This window comes from Halorhabdus amylolytica (genome assembly GCF_004944975.1).
GTDB classification, from domain to species: Archaea; Halobacteriota; Halobacteria; order Halobacteriales; family Haloarculaceae; genus Halorhabdus; species Halorhabdus amylolytica.
In genome coordinates, this window is the sequence record NZ_SPQG01000002.1 from 320,898 (window position 1) to 344,073 (window position 23,176).

The 23,176-nt window shown below is 64.5% G+C and carries 28 protein-coding genes; 17 read left to right on the forward strand and 11 right to left on the reverse strand.

Translation table 11 applies throughout. The features are described from left to right. Window positions 1-11: 11 nt before the first annotated feature. Both E3374_RS04140 and E3374_RS04145 read left to right on the forward strand, forming a co-directional pair. The gene (locus tag E3374_RS04140) at window positions 12-923 is read left to right on the forward strand and encodes a PLP-dependent cysteine synthase family protein (protein WP_136687765.1); all 912 of its coding nucleotides are present in this window, start codon (window positions 12-14) and stop codon (window positions 921-923) included. 82 nt (window positions 924-1,005) lie between these two features. Continuing rightward, on the forward strand, window positions 1,006-2,586 hold the full coding sequence (locus E3374_RS04145) for a response regulator (protein ID WP_136687766.1): 1,581 nt from the start codon (window positions 1,006-1,008) through the stop codon (window positions 2,584-2,586). Between the two features lie 121 nt (window positions 2,587-2,707). Here E3374_RS04145 and E3374_RS04150 read toward each other — a convergent pair whose 3' ends face one another. From E3374_RS04150 to cyaB, 4 genes are all read right to left on the reverse strand, one after another. Then, window positions 2,708-3,337: a DUF5804 family protein gene (locus tag E3374_RS04150; RefSeq protein WP_136687767.1), complete on the reverse strand. Its 630-nt coding sequence runs from the start codon at window positions 3,335-3,337 to the stop codon at window positions 2,708-2,710. A gap of 85 nt (window positions 3,338-3,422) precedes the next feature. Further along, a complete protein-coding gene (locus tag E3374_RS04155; RefSeq protein ID WP_136687768.1) occupies window positions 3,423-4,625 on the reverse strand; it encodes a tRNA sulfurtransferase in 1,203 nt (400 codons plus the stop codon). A gap of 80 nt (window positions 4,626-4,705) precedes the next feature. Then, entirely contained in the window at window positions 4,706-5,908 is a 1,203-nt protein-coding gene (locus E3374_RS04160; RefSeq protein WP_136687769.1) for a methionine adenosyltransferase, read from the reverse strand. A 62-nt stretch (window positions 5,909-5,970) separates the two neighbouring features. Next, on the reverse strand, window positions 5,971-6,513 hold the full coding sequence (gene cyaB / locus E3374_RS04165) for a class IV adenylate cyclase (protein WP_136687770.1): 543 nt from the start codon (window positions 6,511-6,513) through the stop codon (window positions 5,971-5,973). A gap of 140 nt (window positions 6,514-6,653) precedes the next feature. On the opposite strand from cyaB, the gene E3374_RS04170 reads away from it, so the two are divergent. Beyond that, entirely contained in the window at window positions 6,654-7,625 is a 972-nt protein-coding gene (locus E3374_RS04170) for an FKBP-type peptidyl-prolyl cis-trans isomerase (protein WP_136687771.1), read from the forward strand. A gap of 133 nt (window positions 7,626-7,758) precedes the next feature. Here the strand turns inward: E3374_RS04170 and E3374_RS04175 are convergent, their stop codons facing one another. Both E3374_RS04175 and E3374_RS04180 read right to left on the reverse strand, forming a co-directional pair. Continuing rightward, entirely contained in the window at window positions 7,759-8,031 is a 273-nt protein-coding gene (locus E3374_RS04175) for a hypothetical protein (protein ID WP_136687772.1), read from the reverse strand. A gap of 141 nt (window positions 8,032-8,172) precedes the next feature. Then, window positions 8,173-8,802, reverse strand: coding sequence for an RAD55 family ATPase (locus E3374_RS04180; protein WP_136687773.1), 630 nt, complete (start codon window positions 8,800-8,802; stop codon window positions 8,173-8,175). A gap of 126 nt (window positions 8,803-8,928) precedes the next feature. Between E3374_RS04180 and pyrB the strand changes: the two genes are divergently transcribed. Both pyrB and pyrI read left to right on the forward strand, forming a co-directional pair. After that, window positions 8,929-9,846, forward strand: a complete 918-nt coding sequence (gene pyrB / locus E3374_RS04185; protein ID WP_136687774.1) for an aspartate carbamoyltransferase — start codon at window positions 8,929-8,931, stop codon at window positions 9,844-9,846. Continuing rightward, window positions 9,843-10,301 (forward strand): aspartate carbamoyltransferase regulatory subunit, encoded by a 459-nt coding sequence (gene pyrI, locus E3374_RS04190; protein WP_136687775.1) that lies wholly within the window; start codon window positions 9,843-9,845, stop codon window positions 10,299-10,301. Before pyrB ends, pyrI begins: the two co-directional genes overlap by 4 nt. 282 nt (window positions 10,302-10,583) lie before the next feature. Here pyrI and E3374_RS04195 read toward each other — a convergent pair whose 3' ends face one another. Further along, window positions 10,584-11,141: an NUDIX hydrolase gene (locus E3374_RS04195; RefSeq protein ID WP_136687776.1), complete on the reverse strand. Its 558-nt coding sequence runs from the start codon at window positions 11,139-11,141 to the stop codon at window positions 10,584-10,586. Between the two features lie 236 nt (window positions 11,142-11,377). On the opposite strand from E3374_RS04195, the gene E3374_RS04200 reads away from it, so the two are divergent. The 3 genes from E3374_RS04200 (at window position 11,378) to E3374_RS04210 (ending at window position 12,858) form a co-directional block, all read left to right on the forward strand. Beyond that, window positions 11,378-11,608 carry a DUF1918 domain-containing protein gene (locus E3374_RS04200; protein ID WP_136687777.1) on the forward strand — a complete coding sequence of 77 codons (231 nt, stop codon included), beginning with the start codon at window positions 11,378-11,380 and terminating at the stop codon, window positions 11,606-11,608. Between the two features lie 4 nt (window positions 11,609-11,612). Continuing rightward, window positions 11,613-12,044 carry an RNA-binding protein gene (locus E3374_RS04205; RefSeq protein WP_136687778.1) on the forward strand — a complete coding sequence of 144 codons (432 nt, stop codon included), beginning with the start codon at window positions 11,613-11,615 and terminating at the stop codon, window positions 12,042-12,044. 109 nt (window positions 12,045-12,153) lie between these two features. Continuing rightward, entirely contained in the window at window positions 12,154-12,858 is a 705-nt protein-coding gene (locus tag E3374_RS04210) for an RNase P subunit p30 family protein (protein ID WP_136687779.1), read from the forward strand. 6 nt (window positions 12,859-12,864) lie between these two features. On the opposite strand, the gene E3374_RS04215 is transcribed toward E3374_RS04210, so the two are convergent. Beyond that, window positions 12,865-13,758, reverse strand: coding sequence for a hypothetical protein (locus E3374_RS04215; protein ID WP_136687780.1), 894 nt, complete (start codon window positions 13,756-13,758; stop codon window positions 12,865-12,867). A gap of 121 nt (window positions 13,759-13,879) precedes the next feature. Here E3374_RS04215 and E3374_RS04220 point away from each other — a divergent pair, with 121 nt between their 5' ends. From E3374_RS04220 to psmA, 3 genes are read left to right on the forward strand one after another with little or no spacing between them, the layout of a single operon-like run. Beyond that, window positions 13,880-14,512: a class I SAM-dependent methyltransferase gene (locus tag E3374_RS04220; RefSeq protein ID WP_136687781.1), complete on the forward strand. Its 633-nt coding sequence runs from the start codon at window positions 13,880-13,882 to the stop codon at window positions 14,510-14,512. Further along, window positions 14,509-14,988 carry an Rpp14/Pop5 family protein gene (locus E3374_RS04225; RefSeq protein WP_136687782.1) on the forward strand — a complete coding sequence of 160 codons (480 nt, stop codon included), beginning with the start codon at window positions 14,509-14,511 and terminating at the stop codon, window positions 14,986-14,988. The genes E3374_RS04220 and E3374_RS04225 overlap by 4 nt, the downstream gene beginning before the upstream one ends. A gap of 2 nt (window positions 14,989-14,990) precedes the next feature. Next, complete coding sequence (psmA, locus tag E3374_RS04230) at window positions 14,991-15,755, forward strand: archaeal proteasome endopeptidase complex subunit alpha (RefSeq protein ID WP_136687783.1); 765 nt, start codon at window positions 14,991-14,993, stop codon at window positions 15,753-15,755. Window positions 15,756-15,790: 35 nt separating this feature from the next. Here the strand turns inward: psmA and E3374_RS04235 are convergent, their stop codons facing one another. Continuing rightward, window positions 15,791-17,251, reverse strand: coding sequence for a DUF4397 domain-containing protein (locus tag E3374_RS04235; protein ID WP_136687784.1), 1,461 nt, complete (start codon window positions 17,249-17,251; stop codon window positions 15,791-15,793). A 314-nt stretch (window positions 17,252-17,565) separates the two neighbouring features. On the opposite strand from E3374_RS04235, the gene E3374_RS04240 reads away from it, so the two are divergent. The 6 genes from E3374_RS04240 (at window position 17,566) to E3374_RS04265 (ending at window position 22,175) form a co-directional block, all read left to right on the forward strand. Continuing rightward, entirely contained in the window at window positions 17,566-17,844 is a 279-nt protein-coding gene (locus E3374_RS04240; protein ID WP_136687785.1) for an ArsR/SmtB family transcription factor, read from the forward strand. Between the two features lie 52 nt (window positions 17,845-17,896). Further along, the gene (locus E3374_RS04245) at window positions 17,897-18,181 is read left to right on the forward strand and encodes a hypothetical protein (RefSeq protein ID WP_136687786.1); all 285 of its coding nucleotides are present in this window, start codon (window positions 17,897-17,899) and stop codon (window positions 18,179-18,181) included. Window positions 18,182-18,232: 51 nt separating this feature from the next. Then, on the forward strand, window positions 18,233-18,958 hold the full coding sequence (locus tag E3374_RS04250; protein WP_136687787.1) for a ribosome assembly factor SBDS: 726 nt from the start codon (window positions 18,233-18,235) through the stop codon (window positions 18,956-18,958). Between the two features lie 239 nt (window positions 18,959-19,197). Next, on the forward strand, window positions 19,198-20,124 hold the full coding sequence (locus E3374_RS04255) for a hypothetical protein (protein WP_136687788.1): 927 nt from the start codon (window positions 19,198-19,200) through the stop codon (window positions 20,122-20,124). Between the two features lie 87 nt (window positions 20,125-20,211). After that, a complete protein-coding gene (locus E3374_RS04260) occupies window positions 20,212-21,114 on the forward strand; it encodes a S49 family peptidase (RefSeq protein WP_136687789.1) in 903 nt (300 codons plus the stop codon). Continuing rightward, on the forward strand, window positions 21,111-22,175 hold the full coding sequence (locus E3374_RS04265) for a motility-associated ABC transporter substrate-binding family protein (RefSeq protein WP_136687790.1): 1,065 nt from the start codon (window positions 21,111-21,113) through the stop codon (window positions 22,173-22,175). Before E3374_RS04260 ends, E3374_RS04265 begins: the two co-directional genes overlap by 4 nt. Before the next feature lie 39 nt (window positions 22,176-22,214). Here the strand turns inward: E3374_RS04265 and E3374_RS04270 are convergent, their stop codons facing one another. Both E3374_RS04270 and E3374_RS04275 read right to left on the reverse strand, forming a co-directional pair. Beyond that, a complete protein-coding gene (locus E3374_RS04270) occupies window positions 22,215-22,538 on the reverse strand; it encodes an FUN14 domain-containing protein (RefSeq protein WP_136687791.1) in 324 nt (107 codons plus the stop codon). Window positions 22,539-22,632: 94 nt separating this feature from the next. After that, window positions 22,633-23,176, reverse strand: a 544-nt coding sequence (locus E3374_RS04275) for a transcription initiation factor IIB (protein ID WP_136687879.1), incomplete at its 5' end; no start/stop codon positions are given.

Sequence of the window (23,176 nt, forward strand, 5' to 3'; positions counted from 1 at the left end):
AACCGTGAGTAATGGACGATAGCATTCTCGATACGATCGGGACGCCGCTGGTCGAGGTCGACTCGCCGCCGGGCGTCACGGTTGCCGCAAAAGTCGAGTCGTTCAACCCCGGCGGCTCCGCGAAGGATCGGCCCGCCCGCGGGATGATCGAGGCCGCCGAGCGCGAGGGTGACCTCGAATCCGGCGACCGGATCGTCGAACCGACCAGCGGGAACACCGGCATCGGCATCTCCCTGGTCGCGGCCGCGAAGGGATACGACGTGACGATCGTCATGCCCGAGGACATGTCCGTCGAGCGCCGGCGACTCATGCAAGCGTACGGCGCGGACCTCGAACTCGTCGGCGGGGACATGAGCGACGCCCGCGATCGGGCCGACGAACTCCAAGCGGAACAAGGAATGGTTCAACTCCGGCAGTTCGAGAACCCCGCCAACCCACAGGCCCACTACGAGACCACGGGCGTCGAGATACTCGAACAGATTGGCGACCGGACGATCGATGCCTTCGTCGCCGGCGTCGGCACTGGTGGGACGATCAGCGGGACGGCCCGTCGTCTCCGCGAAACGTTTCCGGATCTGAACGTGATCGCCGTCGAGCCCGCCGACAACGCGGTCCTCTCGACCGGCGAGTCGGGATCTGACGACTTCCAGGGGATGGGACCGGGCTTCGTCAGCGAGAACCTCGATCGCGACGTGATCGACGAGGTCCGGACGATCGAACTTGAGGATGCCGAGGCGGAGTGTCGTCGCCTGGCCCGCGAAGAGGGCCTACTCGTCGGCCAGTCCAGCGGCGCGATGGGTGTCGTCTCCCGCGATGTCGCGACGGAACTGGCTGATCCCAGTGCTGCGGACCCACCTCTGGTCGTGACCGTCTTCTGGGACAGCGGCGAACGCTACCTCTCGACCGGGTTGTTCGACGGGTGAATCGACTGCAAACGCCGCTTTTTCTCCCACTGTAAATCGACGCTTACCGTTATGGTAGCGGCCGTCGTCCCCCCAGGCAGCGATGGACTCTGTCTCCGTTCTCTGTGTCGACGACGATCCGGACCTGGTTGCACTGACTGCGACGAACCTTCGGCGGGTCGAGGATTCTCTCGACATCACGACGGTGACGGACCCCCAGCGCGCGCTTGAGGAAGTATCGACATCGGCGGTCGATTGCGTCGTCAGCGACTACGAGATGCCGGGGATGGACGGACTGGACCTCCTCGAGGCCGTCAGGGAGGACCACCCTGACCTCCCGTTCATCCTGTTCACAGGGAAGGGAAGCGAGGAGGTCGCAAGCGAGGCGATCGCCCGTGGTGTGACCGATTATCTCCAGAAAGGGACTGGCGAGAACCGCTACGACTTGTTGGCAAACCGGGTGACCAATGCCGTCGAGAAGTACCGGGCGGGCAAGCGAGCGGAGACGCTCGATCGCATCCGTGGTATCCTCCGGGATGTCAACCGGTCGCTGGTCCGGGCCGAGGATCGCGAGGCGCTCGAACACCGCGTCTGTGAGATAGTTGCGACTGCCGACCCCTATCGACAGGCCTGCATCGTGACCCCCTCCGGTTCCGAGGCGTTCGACGTACGCGTCCGCGTGGGGGATGGGACCTTCGAGAGTGTCGGTGAATACGCCTCGGATATGACAGTCGTCTGTCCCGTCGATTCAGCTCTTCAGAAGGGCGAAATCGAGACCGTGTCGATCGAGGGGGGAGCGCCCGAGACCGACCGCGAACGTGCATTGCTCGAACGAGGGTACGACGCGACCGCCGCCATCCCGATCTCCTATGACAGTCGGGATTACGGCGTCCTCTGTCTGTTTGCGGATGAGACCGACGCTTTCGACGCGGAGGAACGCGCACTGCTCGCGGAAATCGGCGAGGACCTCTCTCATGCCATCTACCGGGCGGAACTACACGACCGCCTCCGTCGGGACGAACGCATCATCTCGAACCTCCCGGTCGGCGTCTATCGTCACTCGCCGTTGCCCGATGGAACGTTGCTCTCGGTCAATCCGGAGCTGGTCGAGCTGTTCGATGCCGACGACGCCGAGGACCTCCTGGGCCGACCGTTCCGGGAGCTGTACGCCGATCCGGACGATCGTGAACAGTTCGTCGCGGCCCTGAAGCGCGACGGCGTCGTCCGCGGGATGGAGCTCGAACTTGAGACGCTCTCCGGCGAGCCGTTCCATGCCTCCGTGACGGGCATCATGACCGAAGAGGGAGACCAGCGGTATTTCGACGGCGTCGTCAGCGATGTGACCGATCGACATGACCGCGAGCGGACGCTCCGGCATTACGAGACGCTGTTCGAGATCGCTCCGATCGGCTTCTTCCGGACCACTGCGGCGGGAGACCCCCGTGACACCAACTCGCAGCTGGCCGATCTCCTGGCATACGAGTCGCCCGTGGCGGCGATCGCAGCGATCGACGATCTGGCCGCGGAGCTGTACGCCGACCCCGGGCGTCCCAAGACGTTCCTCGATCGGTTGCTATCGATCGGGTCCATCTCGGGGTTCGAAATCGATGTCCGGGATCGGGAAAGTGAACGTCGCGGGCTCTCGATCGACGCCACGCGTCTCGAACGATCCGAAGACGACTGATTCGACGTCGTCGGCTGGGCCCGCCAGATCGCTCCTGCCGACAGCAACGGGTAGCATTCCGACGATGGCGCCGTTACAACATTCGAATTCTGTGGTATGCAGTCCTGCAGCAGACGGTCGTTCATCGACCGAACGCCGCCTCAGTCACACGGACGACGACCGTCTCTCCGACGTCACGGAGGTCGTACTCCGGGATCGAACCGCCGGACCTCGTCACGTACATCGGCTCGACGAGTTTCGGCGGCGCTCCCCTGTGCCCGTGGGTTCGGCCGTCCTCGTCTTCCGATTTATCCATCCTCTCGTCCGGTGATCCATGACCGTTCTCATCGGACGGGATTCCGTCGTTTTCGTCCGACGATCCCGGTCCCGGTCCGTCGGACAGGCCATCGGCGGGTTCCTCGCCCGAACTGTCCCCTGCCGACTGGACGCCATAGACCTTCAGGTAGCGGCCGGACTCGGCGGGTGACACGCGGTCGTCCCGGATCGCGGTCGCAAGGTCCCGCGAGAGCCACTCGGACTCGCTGACGCTGGGTTCGCGGACCAGCGCGGCCTCGGCGTACCGGACGAGGTACCAGTTCAGGTCGTTCAGCAGGGCGACCGCCGCCCCGAGACTCACCGTTTCGAGGCCGATAGCGTTGTGAAACGGCTCTGTGAGGTCGTACGTCCGGAGCGCCTCGCGGGCGGTCTCGTGGGAGAGGAGCGTCTGTCTGAGCGCCACGTCGTCGGATCCCAGGAGACAGACGCGCGTCATCTGTTTCGACTCGGAACGCCCGGAACAAAAACCGTTCCGTCCTCCTGCTGTCCGGTCCCGGCATCGTTGCCACCCAGTTCCGTCCTCACTCCGTCAGCGTCGGCGGATCGACGCGTTCGGGCTCGTTGGCCTCCCGTTCGGCCAGTTCGAGCAATCCGTCGGGTTCGGCTGCCCGGACGGCCGCTGGATCGCCCCGCGTCTCCGGGCGGTCGGGTGCCACCTGGTCACATCCGGCCGGAACAGTCGAGTCGTCGTAAGTCCCCAGATCACGTGCCTGTTCGACGATGTCGGTCTTGTCCGTCGTGAGCAACGGTCGGTGGATCGGCAGCGAACTCGCGGCGTCGGTCACCGCCAGGTTGGCCGTCGTCTGACTCGACTTCTGGCCGATGGACTCCCCGCTGACTATTCCGACCGCCCCTTCCTCGCGGGCGACGGTCTCCGCGGCTCGATACATGAACCGCCGCAGGGAAAGCATCCGGGTAGCGTCGGTCTCCGCAGCGAGTCCCTCGACGGCCTCGCTCCCGTCGATCACCCGGAGTCGAAGGTCGAAGTTCGGTGCACGAGTGGCCAGCCGACGGACAGTCGCCTCTGCCCGGGCCCGATGATCCGGTCCGCCGTACGCCCCCAGGTCGACGTACACCGGGAGGATCGGTGCGCCACGGGTCATCGCCTGCCAGGCCGCTACCGGCGAGTCGATCCCGCCGCTGAGTAACGCCACCAGCGGCTCCTGGCTGCCCAATGGGAGTCCGCCTGGTCCCGGGCGTTTCTCGAGGAAGACGAACGCCTCGTCTGGACGCGCCTCGACGAAGACCGTGAACGCGGGATCGTCGAGGTCGACTTCCGGCGTCTCACCGCTTTCTTCGATCGCGTTCCAGATCGTCGATCCCCCTTTCTCCTCGATGTCTCGGCTGGTGAAATCGTGGACGTCGTCGCCGCCCGCCCGCCTGGCCTGGACCGCGAAGGAGCCGCCGTCGTACCTCACCCGCGCCGTCTCGCCGAGAGCGTCGGTGATCGCTGCCATCGTCGGCTCGACCGACCGAGCGGGACTCGCCGAGACGACGCCGGGGGCGTCCGTCGCCGCGGTGGTGGCCGCCTCGACGCTCTCCTCGGTCGTCCGGACGTACAGCCGGTTGCGCTCACAGCCAGTGTCCCCGGGAAGATCGCGATCGTCCAGGAGCGCGTTGAGGTTCTCCTGAAGCTGGAACTCCATCTTCATGCGCACCTGATCGCTCTTGACGCCCACCTCGCCGTGGCGGACGACGACCACGTCGGCTCCCGGAGGATGCATGACCGTCCGTACTCCGCGAGCGAGTAAACAGGCTTCGACAGCGATCGAGGGATCGTTCCGGCAGGGTGGTCGCCGACCTATCAGAACGTCGTGAGTTCGCCGTCGATAACGCGCTCGGTGATACCGGTGATGTCCGCGAGTTCCTCGTCGATGATCGCCGTCACGTCGTCTTCGACGTCGCCGACGGCCACGCCATCTTCCGTGATGATCGTCGCGTCGGCGACGTGGGGGTCGTCGATCGGCGATCCGATCTGGCTGAGCAGGCGAACCTGCAGCTGTTTGATCCCGTCGACCTCCGCGACGACCGAGTGAGCGATCTCCGTGCTGAGGAGGTTGTAGATCTTCCCGATATGGTTGACCGGGTTCTTCCCGCTGGTGGCCTCCATGCTCATCGGACGGTTCGGGGTGATGAGGCCGTTCGCACGGTTGCCCCGACCGACCGAGCCGTCGTCGCCCTGCTCCGCGCTGGTACCGGTCGTCGTGAGATAGATCGCGCCCTCCTCGTAGTCGTCGGCCGTGTTCACGTGGATACTGACCTCGCGATCGGTGTACTCGGCGGCGAGATCGGCAACGTACTCCCGGACGCCCTCGACGGCGTCGCGGTACTCGTGGATGTCGGCGACGTGGGCGTCGACGGTCGCAGCGGCGACCGTCACGTCGATCTCGTCGCCTTCGCGTTTGCCCATGACCTTGATGTCCTGGCCGATCTCCGGGTGTTCGTCCGTGTACTCGCCATTGAGTTTCCGTTCCGTGTTCAGGACGATATGTTCGGTCTCGGTCAGCGGCGCGTGCCCGACCCCGTAGGAAGTGTCGTTAGCCATCGGAACGGCCCCGTCCTCGCCGAAGACCTCCTGGAGATCGCCGCTCCCCTCGCCCAGGCGCACGTCGACGATCACGTCCGAACCGACGTCCAGATGGGGGAATGCCTCATCCAGGTACTCGCGGGCGGCCCGCAGCGCGATCGTGTCAGTCGGGATGCGCTGGCCCTGGTAGTCCTTGGTCGCGCGTCCGACGAGCAGCAGGTAGATCGGCTCGATCACTTCGCCGCCCCCGAAGGCGGGAGCGGAAGTACCCGCGACGAGCTGGGTCTCGTCTGTGTTGTAGTGCAGTACCTTGCCGACCCGATCTAGATACGCCCGGGCCAGCGCCTGTGAAACGCGTTCAGCCACGCCGTCACAGATCGAGTCGGGGTGGCCGAGTCCCTTGCGCTCGACGATCTCGACTCGCTGATCCTCGACTGCTCGCCCGCTAGCCCGCGAGACGCGAATGTTCCGATCGGTCATTGTCACTCCTTGCCCGCCGCGGAGTCTATAACTTACGGAAACCTTCGACACCGAATCGATTACTATGAAGCATCAAGCAGGAGGCCGAGATACGAAGTCCGGATGCTCTCGGCGGGATCCAGATTGAGGTCCGAAAGCCGCGACTGGAGCTTCTCCCGGGCGTCTTCGACGGCGTCCTCGCTTTCGACGTCCGTCTCGATCTCGACGAACTCCCCGAGGTCGGTTACGTCGTCGAGTGTGACGGTGTACTCGCCCAATCTGTACCGGTGGCGTTCCTTCTCGACGGTGGCGACGGGTTCGAACCCGATCCCGCGGAGGATCGCGTCGGCCGTCTCGCCGTCTTCGACTGTCGTCTCCGCCTCCTCTCGGGTCTTGGATTGGGCATCGATCTTCGGGCCTTTGTAAGTGATTTTCGCGGTCGTCTCGCCGTGACGGTGTTCCCGGCGGATCCGTAGCGCCTCGTCGGTCGCCGCGAAGTCCCGATGGGGGGCGTCGTAGTAGGTATCTACCTGTCGGATCGTTCCGAGTGGGTTCGCCCCCGCGTCGACGAGCGCTTCCCTGACAGTCGCGTGGTCGGCCCGGACTTTCAACTCGACCTCGAACATGGCCGGTGAGAGCGGTTGACGGGGCAAAAACGGCTCGAATCGGCGACGGAAGTGACTGTACTCAGGCTGTCTGGGCCCACCGTATTCACGGCGAGCCCCGAAACGTTGTCCTTAAGAGTGCAACGGGACTCTTTGCCGGTATGAGCGACGATTCCGAGGCCGAGACGGCCGACGAGCAAGCGAGTCAGGACGACGCGACGGGTCTCCAGGACGGGGAGTTCGTCACGCTCGAATACACTGCCCGGACGGTCGAGGGCGGCGACCTCGTAGACACGACCAGCCAGGAGATCGCCGACGAAGAGGGCGTTGGCGAGGACCAGGAGTTCGAACCACGGACGATCGTCATCGGCGAGGGTCACATCTTCGAACCCGTCGAGGAAGATCTCATCGGCAAGGAAGTCGGTGACGAGGGCTCGGTCGTCGTTTCCGCCTCGGAGGCCTTCGGCGAGTACGACGACGAACAGGTTCGGACTATCAGCGCCGAGAAGATCCCCGAGGACGACCGGTATCCCGGCGCGCACGTCGACATCGACGGCGAACACGGTCACGTCGAGACGATCATCGGCGGCCGCGCCCGCGTCGACTTCAACCATCCCCTGGCCGGCGAGGACGTCGAGTACGAGTACGAGATCCTCGATGTCGTCGACGACCGGGAGGCCAAAGCCCAGAGCCTGCTTGAGACCATGCTCGGCATGGAACTCGACGTCTGGTTCGAAACCGACGTCGAAGAAGAGGAAGAGATCGTCGAGGACGCTGACGACCTCGAAGAGGCTGCGGAAGGAGCGGACGAAGACGACGAGGACGGGCCGGTCACCGAGACCGTCGAGGTCGAGAAGGACACGCTGTACATCGAAGCTACCCCGCAGTTGTCGATGAACCAGCAGTGGATGTTCCAGAAGCAACAGATCGCCCAGCAGTTCGTCGACCTGCTCGGCGTCGATCGCGTTATCGTTCAGGAGACGCTCGGCGAGGGCGCCGGCATGATGGGCGGCATGGGCGGCATGATGGGCGGCATGGGTGGTGCCGGCGGCGGCGACCTCGAGGAGGCCCTGGAGGACGCTGACGTCGACGCCGACGAACTGGCCGAGGAACTCGACGTCGACGACGCGTAACGACGGTCACGACCGGGTCGACGTTTCTGTCGGGCCCGAAGGACCTCCGCTCTTCGTGCCTTGCCTGTCCCGCATACATCGTCAGACATAGGTTACGCTTTTGTGCGGAACTCTACACCCTCTCAACGGACGATCAGAACCGATCGAACAACGAGGACCCGGCGGCGGTCGGACGGGGTACTGTTTCCCCTTTGAGTTTCAATAGCGGCGATCTCTCCTCGCCCTGTCGATATTCGGCCACGACCGCGATCAGGTTCCCCTCGGCCTCCGCTCGGACACTACCCACTGCGAGACAGTCACTCTCCGGGTCTTCGGCAACCCAGAGCGGTTCATCGACGTTCGACGTCGTCGGCTCGCGGTGCTCGACCCAGGATCGTTCGAGTATCGCGTCGCTGTCGATCCCCATACGGTCTTCAGGGTGCCTGAGACTTTAGTTCTGTGCCCGTGACGGTCGGGAGCGATCGTCGCGTGTGCTCGATGACATCGCTGTTCACCTGCGCTAGTGCGTCCCGAACGGCGTACAGCCGATCGCAGCGCTCACCTGTCCTCAGGCGATGTCCCGGCTGGTGTCGATGCTGACCTCCTCGGCCAGATCGAGCTTGATGACGTCGGTGGGCGCACGGCCGCCGCGGAACTTGGGGATGGCCATGCGGTTCTCGATCTCGTCGCCGTTGATCGAAGTGTGGAGTTCGAAGACGACGTCGGCGAAGTGCTCGGTCGTGTCCCGCAACGGCGCCACCCCGCGTCCGTCGAGGCAGTGGAGCACAGCCAGGCTGCCGGTGTTGAAGATGTGGTTCTGGAGGTCGTTCATGAAGCTCCGGAAGCGCGAGGGCGGTTCCTGTTCCTCGAGGACATCCAGGGGGTCGATGATGAGGTTCGACGTTTCCGGGAGTGCGCTCACGAGCTTGCCCGCGTTGTCCAGTGGCGCTTCCCCGGAGACGTGCCGGACGGTCGGCTGACCGGTCGCGGTCGGCGACTGGTCGAGACTGTCCTTGATGGCCTGTTCCGATCGGTCGAGTGAGAGATACAGCGTCCCCCGTGTCGCGGTCAACTCGTAGAGAAACAACTCCGCCTGGCTCGCGGGCGTCGCGTTCAGCACCACGATGCTGCCGGCCGGAATCCCCCCGTCCAGTTTCCGATCGAGAACGTCGATCCCGGTCCGGAGCCGATCGGCCATGTGTCGTGCTGTGACATGAACGCCCACGAGATTAAAGATTCCGGATTGACGATCGAGCGGAAAGTTCACTCGGTTGTGATTGGCGTCCCGGGAGATTCAAGAGCCCCGAGAGCGGGGTTGGGATCGATGCGTCACGACCACATCATCAGCGCAAAACAGCTCTCCCGGGGCGACATCGAGGAGGTGCTGGACCGCGCCGCCGAGATCGACGCCGACCCGGGGGCGTTCGGGGACCGACATCCCGGCGCGTTGCTCGGACTCCTGTTCTTCGAACCGAGCACGCGCACGAAGATGAGTTTCACGGCAGCGATCAAGCGTCTCGGGGGTGACGTGGTGGACATGGGTCCCGTCGAATACTCGAGTGTCGAGAAGGGCGAGAGCCTTGCCGACACCGTCCGTGTCGTCGAGGGGTACGCAGACGCACTCGTCCTCCGCCATCCGAGCGAGGGCTCGGCGACGATGGCCAGTGAATTCATCGATGTCCCGTTGATCAACGGCGGGGATGGGGCCGGACAGCACCCAACCCAGACGCTGCTGGATCTCTATACCGTCCGGGAGAACGCAGGGCTGGACGATCTGACGATCGGAATCATGGGCGACCTGAAGTACGGGCGGACGGTTCACTCGCTGGCTCACGCCCTCACCAACTTCGACGCCCGCCAGCACTTCATCAGTCCGGAAAGCCTCAAACTCCCGCGGAACGTCCGCTACGATCTTCACGAGGAGGGCGCGACGATCCAGGAGCACACCGAACTCGAACCGATCCTCGACAGCCTCGACGTGTTGTACGTCACGCGCATCCAGCAGGAACGGTTCCCGGACGAGAACGAGTACCGCGAAGTGGCCGGTGAGTATCAGATCGACGCCGCCACGCTCGAACGGGCTGACGACGACCTGACTGTGTTGCATCCGCTCCCGCGCGTCGACGAGATCGGTCACGACGTCGACGGGACGAGTCACGCGAAGTTCTTCGAACAGGCTCACAATGGAGTGCCGGTACGAATGGCGCTGCTTGATCTCCTTCTGGAAGGTGAGACGGCATGAGTTCCGACGAACAACTCCGCGTCAGTAAGATCCCCGAGGGGACCGTCATCGATCACATTACGGGTGGCCAGGCGATGCATGTCCTCTCGATCCTGGGCATCGAAGGTGGGGACGGTGACACCGTCTCCATCGTGATGAACGCGCCGAGTGACCGCCTCGGAACCAAAGACATCGTCAAGGTCGAGGACAGGGAGTTGAGCCAGGCCGAACTGGACGTCCTTTCGCTGATCGCGCCGGCGGCGACGATAAACATCATTCGGGAGTTCGAGGTCGTCGAGAAGAACCGGGTCAACCGTCCTGACGAGGTCGTCGGCGTCCTCTCGTGTCCGAACCGGAACTGCATCACGACCGCGGACGAACCCGTCGAGTCACGCTTCGACGTCCTCGAGGACGGCGTCCGCTGTCGGTATTGTGAGACGATCGTCCGGGACGATATCGCGAACCTGATAGACTGATCGGGGTTTCTATCCTTCGTCCCGGAAACCAAGAAAGTTTTTATCGGCCAGGGGTGAACGTTCACTTGATGTCGAAGAAGAAAATTCTGGTTGCTCTGTTGGTCGCCGCCCTCGTCGTGGTGGTCGCCAGGAAGGTCCGGCAGTAGGGCCCGCGAATTCGCTGTACAGTGTCCGCGTGGCGCAGCGCGCGAACGGCCCACTCAGTTGGGGGGTCGGTCTGGGGTGTCGTCCCCGCTTTTCGACGGAAAGCGACGGCTCTCTCGGTCGAATCCGGCCGACTTCTTACTTCAGGTTGTGCGCAGACCACCGCGTCAGGATGTCCCGATCCCGCGTGTCCTTCGGGAGAGTGGAGAACCAGTCGGCGTCGGTGATCTCGGCGTCGGGATCTTCGACGGTCAACGTCGTCTCGTCCGCTTTGGCCTCGTAGATCGGGAGGACGCCCCACGTCTCGTACTCGTCGCTGTAGAACTCTACCCGTCCGAGCAACGCCAGTCCGCGATAGGTCGCTTCGATGCCCGCTTCTTCCTGCAGTTCGCGCTCGGCGGTCTCCCGGAACGTCTCCTCGTTGCTGACCTCGCCCCCCGGGAGAACCCATTTGCCGACCGCCTCGTGACGGACTAGCAGTAGTCGTTCGCCGTCGTGGACGACGGTGTGGGCGCCGTAGGGGAGGCCGTTCGATCGTATCCGGTCGGTAATCGTCTCGAAGCGGGGCCGAGAGACGTACCGGGTCCGGGTGAACTCCGTCGGACTCTCGGCATCCTCCTGGAGGCGATGGTAGGTCTGTTCGGCCGCCTGCTGGGCTTCCTCGGCGCGGTACCACAGGTTGTCGACAACGGTCATCCGTCCGGATTCGGTCGGGCAAGCGTTCCGACGCGGTCCGGGCGACCGGTGTCGCTGGTTGAGGGGATCATGTCTCTCTGTTCGGCCGTCTTCGGCATAAGTCTTCGACACCCGAATCATACGGATTGCTCTCACTGTTTACTACTACGACCGCCTGACTGGGGGCGGTCGATGTGGAATGACTGAGAGCAATCCGTATCAGTCGTTTTTTAGTCGCCAGTCCAGTATCGGGACACATGGCATTCGAAGAAGACGATACGGTCACGCTTCACGATGAGCACAGCGAGTACGACGGCGAGACGGGGACGGTCACCCAGGTCATGGAGACGATGTTCGGCGACGCGACCTATACTGTCGAGTTCGAAGACGGTCGCGAACAGGGCGTTCCCGAGGACTCTCTGGAAGCCACCGAGGGCGAGGATCTGGAGGACGAGCCGACAGACGAGGACGAAGAGAGCGACGCCTGACCGGATGTCTTCCGTACCGTTCCACTACGTCGACCTGCGGACATTCTGTTACGCCACCGAGGACGAGGCGCGCGTCGAGGCGGCACTCCGGACGTTCCTGCCCGAGGACGTGCCGATCGAGCGCGTCGAAACCGAGGGTCACCACGGTGATCGCATCCTGGTGCTGTCGACGCGACTGGAACGGGCCGACGAGGTCAGACACGTCCTCTCGCAAGTGGCGTCGCTCGAAGCGGACGAACGGGAGCGACTGCTCGACGAACTCGACGAACGGGTCGACGAGAACTGTTCGTTCTTCTTGACGCTCTCGAAACAAGCCGCCTTCGAAGGACGGGCCGAACGCGGCGACGGGATCACGCTTCGGGGCAAAGTCGAGGCCTATCCTGCCGAGAAGGAACTGGCGATCAAACACGTCCGCGAGACACTTCAAGAACTGTGATGGACGATTGGGAAGGCCAGGTGTACGCTGTGATGGGCGACTGTGAGGGGCAAGTGACTGCCGTGATGGGCGACTGTGTGATTCAGACGCACCTACGTGAGGATCGATGATGTACGCGGCCGTCCACACCCGGCCGGACGGTGACAGCACCGTCGCCAGGCTCGCTCTGACGGCCGCCGAGTACGGTTTCGACGGCCTGGTGATCCGCAACCATGGTGACGCCCTCTCTGACTACGATCGGGGGGCGATCGCGGACACCTACGGGATCGACGTCGTCGACGGCGTCGAGATCCGCGCTGACGATCCTTCCCGGGCGAGCGGGTTCGTCGGCAACCACCGGGACCGCCGGACGCTGGTAGCGGTTCACGGTGGTGATCCCGAGATGAACCGCTTCGCCGTCGAACAGCCGGCTGTCGACGTCCTCGCCCACCCGCTGGCTGGCGACGGCGACATCGATCACGTCACGATCAAGACGGCCGCCGAGAACGGCGTCCATCTGGAGTGGTCCCTCCGTGACGTTTTGCGGACCGACGGCGGGCAACGCGTCGAGGCACTCCGGAACCTCCGAAAACTTCACGATCTCCTGTCGGAATACGACGCCCCCTACGTCGTCAGCGGTGATCCGAGCAGTCACCTCCAATTGCGCACACCTCGGGACCTACTGGCCGTCGGCGAGGCTCTCGACTACGCGACCGAATGGATCGAAACTGGACTCTCGGCGTGGGGAGATATCGCGTCACGGAACCGCGACCGGGCGAGCGACGCCTTCGTCGAACCGGGGGTCAGACGCGGTCGGGATACCGAGTCCGAGTAGGTCCGATCAGCGAAGGTCATCGACCAATTCGTCGGGTTCTCCCCGGTAGATCCGGTCGAGTACCATGCTGGCGTGCGATGCCAGCAGTTCGAGCAACTGTTCGTCCTCCGACGATAGCGTCCCCGCCCCCTCGCCGACTGCGATCAGCACGCCACTCGTCGACGCCGTGCTCTCCAGACGGATCGTGAGCACGGACGCGACCGGACCCGGGAGATTCCCTTCACGGACGGCGACGACGGCGTCGTCGTCGGCGGCGCGTCGAGCCAGCGATCGGAGCGTTCCGTCCTCGACGGTCGAGACGGTACTGCTCGCGACGTGTTCGCTCTCGACCCCGACCTCGACGAACGCCGTCTCGTCGTGATCGAGCAACGCTGAGAGCCCCTCGATACAGTAGGCGCCCACTTCCTCGACGGTGGCGGCCTGGGCCAGCGCCCGGCCGTAGTTGTTGAGATCTGCGGCTTTTCGCGCAAAGTCCGCCGTCCGATCGCGTTCGCGTTCTAGCTCACGCAGGTGGCGCTGGCCCTGTGCGTCGTAGAGACCGACGACCGTTCCCGCGACGGCGCCGACGGTCACACTGTCGGCGGTGACGTAAGCGACTCGTCCGAGCGACCCCGTCGCGACGCGCTGGCTGAACAGTGTCAGTGCCGCCACTGCCGCCAGCAGGACGGTGCCACCGAGCGCCCAGGTGGCGATGCGGGGCAAGTCGGGTTCGAACGCCGGGTGGGTCGCCAGCCAGTAGCCCACGAACGAAAGCGAGAGTCCGAGCAGGGCGAACGGGACGCCGTCGACGGCGATCGCGACCGCGACGTCGGTTTGCTCGACGGCGTGGGTCACCTGAACGGCCGCAAGCACCGTCCCGACGAGTCCGAACGTCGTCCCGTAGAAGTGGCGTGACTCCATGCGTGAGCCAACGGCGACCGACCCATTCAGCGTTCCGGTGGTCGCGGGTCTGCGTCGCACTGGTGGGGGTATCCAGGCCGTTCCCGTGTCGTTGATACCTCTCGGCGCGTAACGGGCCGACATGAAACGGTCACTCGATGATCACGCCGCCCGTTTCGATCAGGCGGCCGATTCCTACGACGAGGACGGATCGCCGGAGTATCGCGCGGCTGCCGCCCTCGTGATCGAGCACGCCGCGCCGGAACCCGACGACGTCGTGCTCGACCTCGGGACCGGCACGGGAGCGATCGCGCTCGCGCTGGCCGACGACGCCGGGGCGGTGATCGGCCGGGATATCAGCGAAGGCATGCTCGAACAGGCCCGAGAGAAGGCCGCAGAACGCGGCCTCGAGTCCGTCACGTTCGATGAAGGGCGGTTCCGCGAGCCGAACGTCTCCGGGGATCGTTCCGTCGACGTGGTAGTCTCGAACTTCGCGATGCATCATCTCGACGACGATGCGAAGCGCGAGGCGATCGAGACGATCGCCGATCTCGAACCCCGCCGGTTCGTCCTCGGAGACGTGATGCTGTTCGGCGAGGCCGATCCCGAGGAACCGTTCTACTCGCCAGCAGTGGACGATCCGGCGACCGTCGGCGTTCTCGCCGACGCATTGACCGACGTTGGCTTTGCCCTGACAGCCGTCGAACCCGTCCACGAACAGGTGGGCGTTCTCGTCGCCGAGCGATCGGAACCCACGGAGGACGAGCGCGCGTGAAACCCCTTCCAAAACACGTCCGCCAGCGCTGGCGGTACCTCGCGGTCGGCATCGAGACCTGGCCAGATGTCACGATCGATCGGCGGGCCTTCCAGCGCCATCTCTGGTTTGCGGCCCAGAACCTGCTCGGCGATGTCGGTTCCGCGGCGACCGACCTGTCCGTGATGCAGTTCGGACATGATGAGGGAACGGGGTCGGCGATCGTCCGAACGCGTCGGGGGTCCGTGAGCGATGCCCGGGCTGTGTTGACGTGTTTGAGCGAGGTCGACGGGAATCCGATCGGACTGCGGGTTCGGGGCGTCAGCGGCACCGTACGCGCCTGTGAGGAAAAGTATTTAGGAGGCCGGGGGGAAGCCACCGAGCACGGCAACGTCGCCTTCGAGGGCGCCGAGCGACCCGCAATCAGCCGGGACAGCCACGTCGACGTGCGGGTCGAGACGGAGTTCGTCGGGGCGACGCAACGTGACATCTCGTAACTATGCAGGGACAATCCCAACAGCAGGCCTACGACCGCGGCATCACCATCTTCTCACCGGACGGCCGTCTCTATCAGGTCGAGTACGCCCGGGAGGCCGTCAAACGCGGGACGGCGAGCATCGGCGTCCGGACGGAAGGCGGCGTCGTCCTGGCGGTCGACAAACGGATCCGCTCGCCACTGATGGAACGATCTAGCGTCGAGAAGATCCACAAGGCCGACGATCACATCGGCATTGCCTCGGCGGGCCACGTCGCGGACGCCCGCCAGCTCATCGACTTCGCCCGTCGGCAGGCTCAGATCAACCAACTCCGGTACGGTGAGGCCATCGGCGTCGAGACGTTGACCAAGGAAGTCACCGATCACATCCAGCAGTACACCCAGATCGGCGGTGCCCGACCGTTCGGCGTCGCGCTCATCATCGCGGGCGTCAGCGACGGCCAGCCCCGCCTCTACGAGACCGATCCGTCGGGAACGCCCTACGAGTGGAAGGCGCTGGCCGTCGGTGCCGACCGGGGAGACATCCGTGAGTACCTCGAGGACCATTACGACGAGGGCCTGACTCTCCAAGAGGGCGTCGAACTCGCCCTCTCGGCACTGGCGTCGGTCAACGACGACGAACTCGCTCCGGTCGGGGTTGGCGTCGCCACCATCGGCGTCGACGACGCTCAGTTCCACGAACTCACTGACGACGAGAAAGAGTCTTATCTCGAGCAGCTCGACATCCTCGCCGCGCAAGACGAGGCCGACGACGAGAACGACGAGTAAGCCTGGCGGAACGGCCTGCTCCAGGAATTGGCGGATCAGTTCATCGAGGGACTGGCATCGACCGCGAGTGCGAGGTCGAAGCTCGGGTCGCCGGGTTCGTCGTCGGGGGTCAGGTAACCGATTGCGAACCCGGAGTAGACGGTCCCGCCCTCCAGGTCCAGGTCGAAGCTCGCGACGACGTCGCCGTCGTTGCCCTCGGTATCGCCACGGACCTCAAGCGTGTACCCGCCAGCGGGGACTGTGATGTATCCCGATTCGCCGTAGGTCACCCCGTCGAAGAGAACGTCGCCATTCGCCAGCGTCACGTCGACGGCCGGGGCGTCCGGCGAGGCGTGGACCAGTCGGACTTTCGCCATGTCCGACTCCGGGGTCGTGGTGTCGTCCTCGAGGATCAGGGGTTCGAAGTCCCGGTCAGCCATGTCCCCGACTTCGCCCGCCGCGGCGATCGTGTAGTCGGTGCCGGCCGTGACCGGCACGTCACCGGAGAAGACGGCGGTATTGGGGTCGTCTGCGGGCGTGATCTCGATCGCTCGTGAGCCCGCGGGCACCGCCATGTAATCGCTGATGACACCGAACGAAACGTCTTCCAGGACGGCCGAGCCGTCGACGTAGACATCCACGTCGGGCGCGTTGGGCGAGAAGTGCGCGACTTTCACGCGCCCCTCCTCGGGTTCGGGTTCAGGCACCATCGCAGCCTCCCGGCCGCTCGACGTCGTCACCAGCAGGTTGAAGGGGACGTTCGCCGGAGCCTCCGACGGCATCAGGTAGCCCGCCGCGAACGCCGTGTAGATCTCCCCGCCCGCGAGGTCGATGTCGAACTCGGCCACGACGTCGCCGTCGTTGCCCTCGGTGTCGCCGCGGATCTGGACTGTGTACTCGCCGGCATCGATGGTCACGGAGCCGAATTCGCCGAACGCAACGCCGTCGAACAGGGTAATATCCCCGCCGCCGGCGGTCACGTCGACGGCTGGGGCGTCCGGCGAGGCGTGGACCACCTGAAGCCGGGCCTCGTCGTCAGCCACCTCCGAGGTGTCGTCTTCGAACACGAGCGGCTCGAAGGGCCGGTCGACGTCCTCGCCGAGTTCTCCCGTGGCGGCGACGGTGTAGTCGGTACCCGCCGCGACGGTCACTGGTCCGCTGAACACCTCCGTTCCGGGGTCCCCGGCCGCTGTGATCGTCACCGTGTGCTCCCCGGCGGCGACTGAGAGGTAGCCGCTGACTGCGCCGTACTCCACGTCTTCGAGGACGGCAGTGTCCTCGAGGTAGACGTCCACGTTAGGCGCGTTGGGTGACATGTGTGCGACCCTGAGGCGGCCCTCCGCTGCCTCCGTCTCTGTCGGAGTGACCGTCTCTGTCGGAGTGGCCGTCTCGGTGTTCATCGACCCGTCTTCTGTCGTCGTGTCCACCGAATCACCCGTACAGCCCGCGAGTCCGAGCGTGGTTGCCGCACCCATACTCACCAGCAGCCGCCGTCGTGTCGGAGTACGATCCGTCATAGGCGTGCCGACCTGCGATTGATAGTTATTTAACAATTTTCGCGATTTAGACTCAAATTCGGCGCGAATGTTCCGCAATTGCGTTCGAAAACCGTTTTCGTCGGTGCTGCAGTTGCGAGAGATTTGAGTCAGAACCACCACAATCCCTATTTCGCTGGTTCGGGTAGGGACACCAATGGGCCCTCAGTGGTCCCCGGTGGGTACTGTCTCGCCATTGACGACGGATGCCCCCGTTCAGGAGCGGCCGGTCCCGCGCCGAACAGCCACGTCGCGACCGGTTGTTTATATAATCCCGGCGGTAAACGATACTGGGTATGGAGGCGGTCCTCTGGCAGACACTTGCCGGGACGCGTGGTGGCCCCAACAGGGCACGTATCCTCAGCGCGTTGGACGACCGGCCGCGAAACGCCAACCGCCTCGCCGACGACCTCGATCTCGCGTACAACACGATCCGTCACCACTTGGACGTCCTCGAGGACAACGATATCGTCACGAGTGCCGACGAGGACTACGGGACGGTCTACTTGCCGAGCGAACGGGCGCGAAAGCACTGGGACACGATCGAAGACATCATTTCGCAGCTAGAACAATGAGACACTACCGGGCACGCGGTCGTATCACGCCGCGATGGGACGGAGGTGACCGATGACGCTGATACTCGACATCGCGCGGCTGGCAGCCGTCGTCAACGTCGTGCTACTGGGCGTCCTGATCGTCGTCTGGGGGCGGTTGTACCGGGAGATCAGGTCAACGTTCACCCTCGGATCGATCGTCTTCGCCCTGTTCTTGCTCGCCGAGAACGCGATCGCCCTGTGGTACTACTTCAACCCGACGCCCGGGCTGCCACCGTTCGCCGTCGAGGTCATGATGGTCCTGCAGGTCCTCGAGGCACTCGCCATCGCGACGCTGCTTTACATCACCTGGCAGTGAGATCGTCGCCGTTCGGAAACACCTTTGTCCCGGGATCCTGTAGCTCCCGGTATGATATCCCTTGACGAGGCAGTCACGGCCCGTCTGGAGTCACACGGTGAGCGCTTCGAGGTGCTGATCGATCCCGACGCGGCCCTGGCGATCAAGCGTGGCGACTTCGAGGGCGAACTCGAGGACGTCATCGCCGCCGAGGACGTCTTCGAGAACGCCTCCCGGGGGGATCGGCCGCCCGAGAACGCCCTCGAGGAGGTCTTCGGGACGACCGACTCTCTCGATATCATTCCCGACGTCGTCCGTGATGGGGAAATCCAGATCACCGCCGACCAGCGCCGCGAGATGCAACAGCGCAAGCACCGCGAACTCGTCCAGCGAATCACCCGGAACGCCGTCAACCCGCAGATGGACGACGCCCCACACCCCCCGGATCGGATCGAGTCCGCCCTCGAAGAAGCCGGCTTTCAGGTCGATCCGATGGAACCCGTCGAGAACCAGGTCGACGACGCCCTGGAAGCCTTACGGCCGGTGATTCCGATCCGCTTCGACGAGGTGACCGTCGCGGTGCAACTCCCAGCAGAGCACGCGGGCAGTGGGCAGGCACAGATACGCGAGTTCGGCGACCTGGAACGCGAGGAATGGCAGGCCGACGGCTCCTGGGTCGGCGTTGTGACGTTCCCGGCAGGCTTACAGAACGACTTCTACGAGCTTGCCAACGAAGCTTCGAGCGGCGAGGCCGAGACGCGTATCATCAAAGACGAGGACGACATCAAGACGCGGTAGTGGCCGGACGCTATCGAGACGCAGTAGACCCTGTCTGTCATCGAGACGCAGGGGGCGTCACGCGCTTGATGGCTGGTCCCGAACGTGTCGTGGCCCTTCTTTCCCGATCGGTAACGACTCGCACACCTCGTGGCCCGACTCTCCCGGTCGTTAACGACTCGTTTGATCATGACAATCGAACTTCGAACCGCTGAACGGTCCGGAGGATTGATTACGTGGCTCGTTGCTTTCCCGGCAAGATGACGTCCACCTCGATCCTCGATCGGTACCGGCGGCCGGAGTATACCGGCGAGAACAGGTGTCTGCCGTGTACCGCTGTCAACGCCGTGTTCGCCCTGTCGATCGGGATGAGCGTCTTCGTGGGGCTGATCATGCTCGGTCGATCGCCATGGGTCGCTTCCGGCGTCGAAGCCGTCGTCCTCATCGCGTGTGGCGTCCAGATCTGGCTCCGCGGGTACCTGATCCCTGGGACGCCGACGCTCACGAAGCGGTATCTGCCACGGCGGGTGCTTCGCTGGTTCGGGAAGGATCCGACGTTCCAGGGCCGGGGAACGATGCCGATCGAGGGGGCCTCCCGAAGTGATCGAACGGCGAGCGACGGCAGCAGCGGGAGCGCGGCGACGGTGCCGGAGGAATCGGAACTCGACGTCGAAGGGTTCCTCCTCGGGGTGGACGCGCTCCGGCCGGCCGGAGCCGGCGAGGATTTCGAAGTGGTCGAGAGCTTCGCCGAGAACTGGCGCCGGGAGATCGACGCCCTGGAAGAGGAATCACTCTCCGGGGCGGTCACCTCGGCCTTCCATGTCGACGGAGCGGTTTCCGTCCGGGAGACGTCCGAGGCGGTACAGGTCTACCGGGACGATCGGCTGCTCGCCCAGTGGGAGTCCCGCCCGGCACTGGTCGCCGACCTGGCGGCCTGTCGCGTCCTCGCCGAACGCGACGACGCGTGGGGGGGCCTCTCGGCGGCCGAACGGAGTCGACTCGCCGGCGGTCTTCGGCTGTACCTCGATCGGTGCCCGGCGTGTGGGGGAGAGACAGCGTTCGACACCGAGACGACGACGTCCTGCTGTCACGAGTACGAGGTTGCGACGGTTTCCTGTGAGGACTGTGGCACACGACTGTTCGAACTCCCGGTCGACGCTGTCCCCGAGACGGACGCCGCGGCATGAACCGGGCGTGGGGCCCCTCCCTCTGGTTCAGAAACACCGAAATGAAAACGCTCTTTGTTCACCCGATTGCCAGCTAGTGTTGCCAGCATGTCAACTGATACAGACGCGACGGGACGATCCCTGGCGACCTATGGGATCGTCGTCGTCGCAGCCGTCCTGATTGGTACCGTCCTCGCGCCGTACGCGTGGGGTGTCCTCGCCGACGACGGGCCGTCCAACGCCGTGGCAGTCGTCGACATCAGCGGATCGATCACCACCGATTACGTCGATTCGCTCCGTGACACCCTGCGTGACGTGCGTTCGAACGAGTCGATCAAGGCCGTGGTTCTCCGGGTCGACAGTCCCGGCGGATCGGCGGCCGCCAGCGAGTCGCTTTACATGGCCGTCGACAAGACCGCCCAAGAGATGCCCGTCGTCGCGACCGTCGACGGCGTGTCCGCCTCGGGATCGTACTACGGCATCGTCCCGAGTGACCGGATCTTCGTCAAGCCGGCATCGATGGTCGGGAGTGTCGGCGTCTACGCGACCGTCCCGACGACCATCCCCGACGGGTACGTTCGATCCGGCCCGGACAAGGGAACTCGCGGGACGGTCGACGACGTCAGACACACAGTCGAACAGCTGAAACGCGCGTTCCTCGACACTGTTTACGCCCACCGTGGCGGGACGATCTCCCTCGATCGGGAACAACTGGCTTACGGGAACGTCTACACCGGCACCGAGAGCGTCTCGAACGGACTGGCCGACGAGATCGGCAGTCGTGACAGCGCCATCGCCTCCGCCGCCGAACAGGCCGGTCTAGACCAGTACGCGATCGTCGAACGTGAGACCCAGCAGACAGGTATCATCCTCCTCTCACAGTCGAACGGGACCACGACCGTTCGGACTCGGAACGATCCCTTCGGATACCGTGGTGTGGAGACGACCAACTACCTCATGCTGTGGGGGCAACCCGCGAACGCCAGCGGTCAGGAGGTGATCGGCCGATGAACCGTCTCGGTCGCCACCTCGGCGTGTTCGTCGCCGTCCTGGTCGTGGTCCTGGCCGTCGCAGCAGTCGCTCCGGCACTGCTCGGTTCGTCCGGCGGGACGAGCGTCTCCGGGCAGTCACCCGAGCAGTACCAGCCGTCGAACCTGCAATTCGAGCCCATCGAGGAGTCCGGATCGATCACCGTCGAGCGCCCGGCGGGGACCAAGACAGTCGCGATCGATCTGGCACACTCCAACGACATCACCCGTGAAGACGTGACGCCACTCGTCTCGGCACTCGTCGACGCCGGTCACGAGGTCCGATTTGTCGGTGGCGAGACGAGTTCCCGGACGAGTGCGGATTCGGAATTCGGCACCACGCTCCAGGACGTTGACGCCTACGTCGTCGCTGCCCCGAGTACGCCGTTCACGACCGAACAAGTCGACGCCGTCGAGGCCTACGCCGAGGCCGACGGTCGCGTCCTTGTGCTCGAGGACAAACCGAGTTCCGGAATTACCTCGATGGCAGGTCTCGTCGTCAGCGTCGGCAGCAGTGGGGTCGAGAGTCAGGCCGATCACCTCGGGAGTCGGTTCGATGTCGCGTTCGGGACGAGCTATCTCTACGATATGACAACTGACAACGCGAACTTCAAAGCCGTTACCGCTAACCCGGCCACCGAAAGCGGCCTGCTCGAGGGCGTCGAGGAGGTCGTCTTCCGGGAGGCCGTCCCGGTCCGTACCGGCGGGGACGCCGATGCGCTGTTGACCACGACGCCGTCGACTACACTCGAATCGACGCGTGAGAGCGGGGACTACACCGTGCTCGCTCGCAACGACAACGTCGTCGCAGTCGGCGACATGTCGTTCCTCTCACCGGACTCCTACCGGGAGGCCGACAACGAGGTTCTCATTGGGAATCTGGCGACGTTCCTCGTGAGTGGTGAGAAGGATCCGAACGCTCCATCGACCGGACCGTCCGGTGATCGGTCTCCGAGCGAGCGACCGGGTCCGACGACGCCCGAACCCGGAGACAACGCCACGGAGCAACCGGCGAGCGAAACGCTACGGGCAGCTGCCACGTGACGCACCGACTGCGTGAGAAACTGTATCGTCTTCGACCGTCTACGCTTTTTTGAACGCGAGCAGGAAGCCGCCGGTGAACCCGGCACCGACGGGTAGCGTCGAGAGGATACTCATGACCCAGGAGTTGACCTGTGCGCCGCCTTCGCCGGCCGCGGCCGTCGCGTTGCCGGCAGCGCCACTGATGGCGTCCCAGTTGACGCTCAGGATACCGCGGGTCTCCAGGAACTTGAACAGCGCGAGTTCGAGCCCGATGATGATCGCGACGAGTTTCGCGATCTTCTTGGCCGCGAAGCCGATCACGGCACCGATGAGTGCGCCACCCCCCACTTCGAGGCCTATCTGTGGCAGACTGAATTCAACCATATCGGATCCGTCACGACCGGCGGTTAAGGCTTTTGTGGCGACCCGTCTACAGGTGCAACAGGCCAAGTGCCTCGGGGCTTGTCCCTGAGGTACTTCACCGGATCTCGTCTGTGTCCGTCTCCAGCAGTTCCTTGTATCGGTTGCGGATGGTGACCTCGGAGATGTTTGCCACCTCCGAGATGTCGCTCTGTGTGACCCGCTCGTTGCACAGCAATGCCGCCGCGTAGATCGCCGCCGCAGCGAGGCCGACGGGACTCTTCCCGCTCAGGACTCCCGCATCACGCGCTTTCGACAATAACTCCCGGGCCCGGTTGGTTACCTCCTCCGGGAGGTCGAGGTCGGAGGCGAAACGGGGCACGTAACTCGCGGGGTCGGCCGGCTTGATCTCTAAACTCAACTCCCGGACGATGTACCGATAGGTCCGCGTCAGTTCCATGCGCTTGACGCGGGAGACCCGCGTGAACTCGTCGAGGCTCCGGGGCACGCCAGCCTGTCGGGCGGCGGCGTATAGCGAGGCGGTGGCGACACCTTCGATGGAGCGGCCGGGGAGGAGGTCCTCGTCCAGCGCGCGGCGATAGATGACACTCGCGGTCTCGCGGACGTTTTCGGGGAGGCCAAGGGCAGAGGCCATGCGGTCG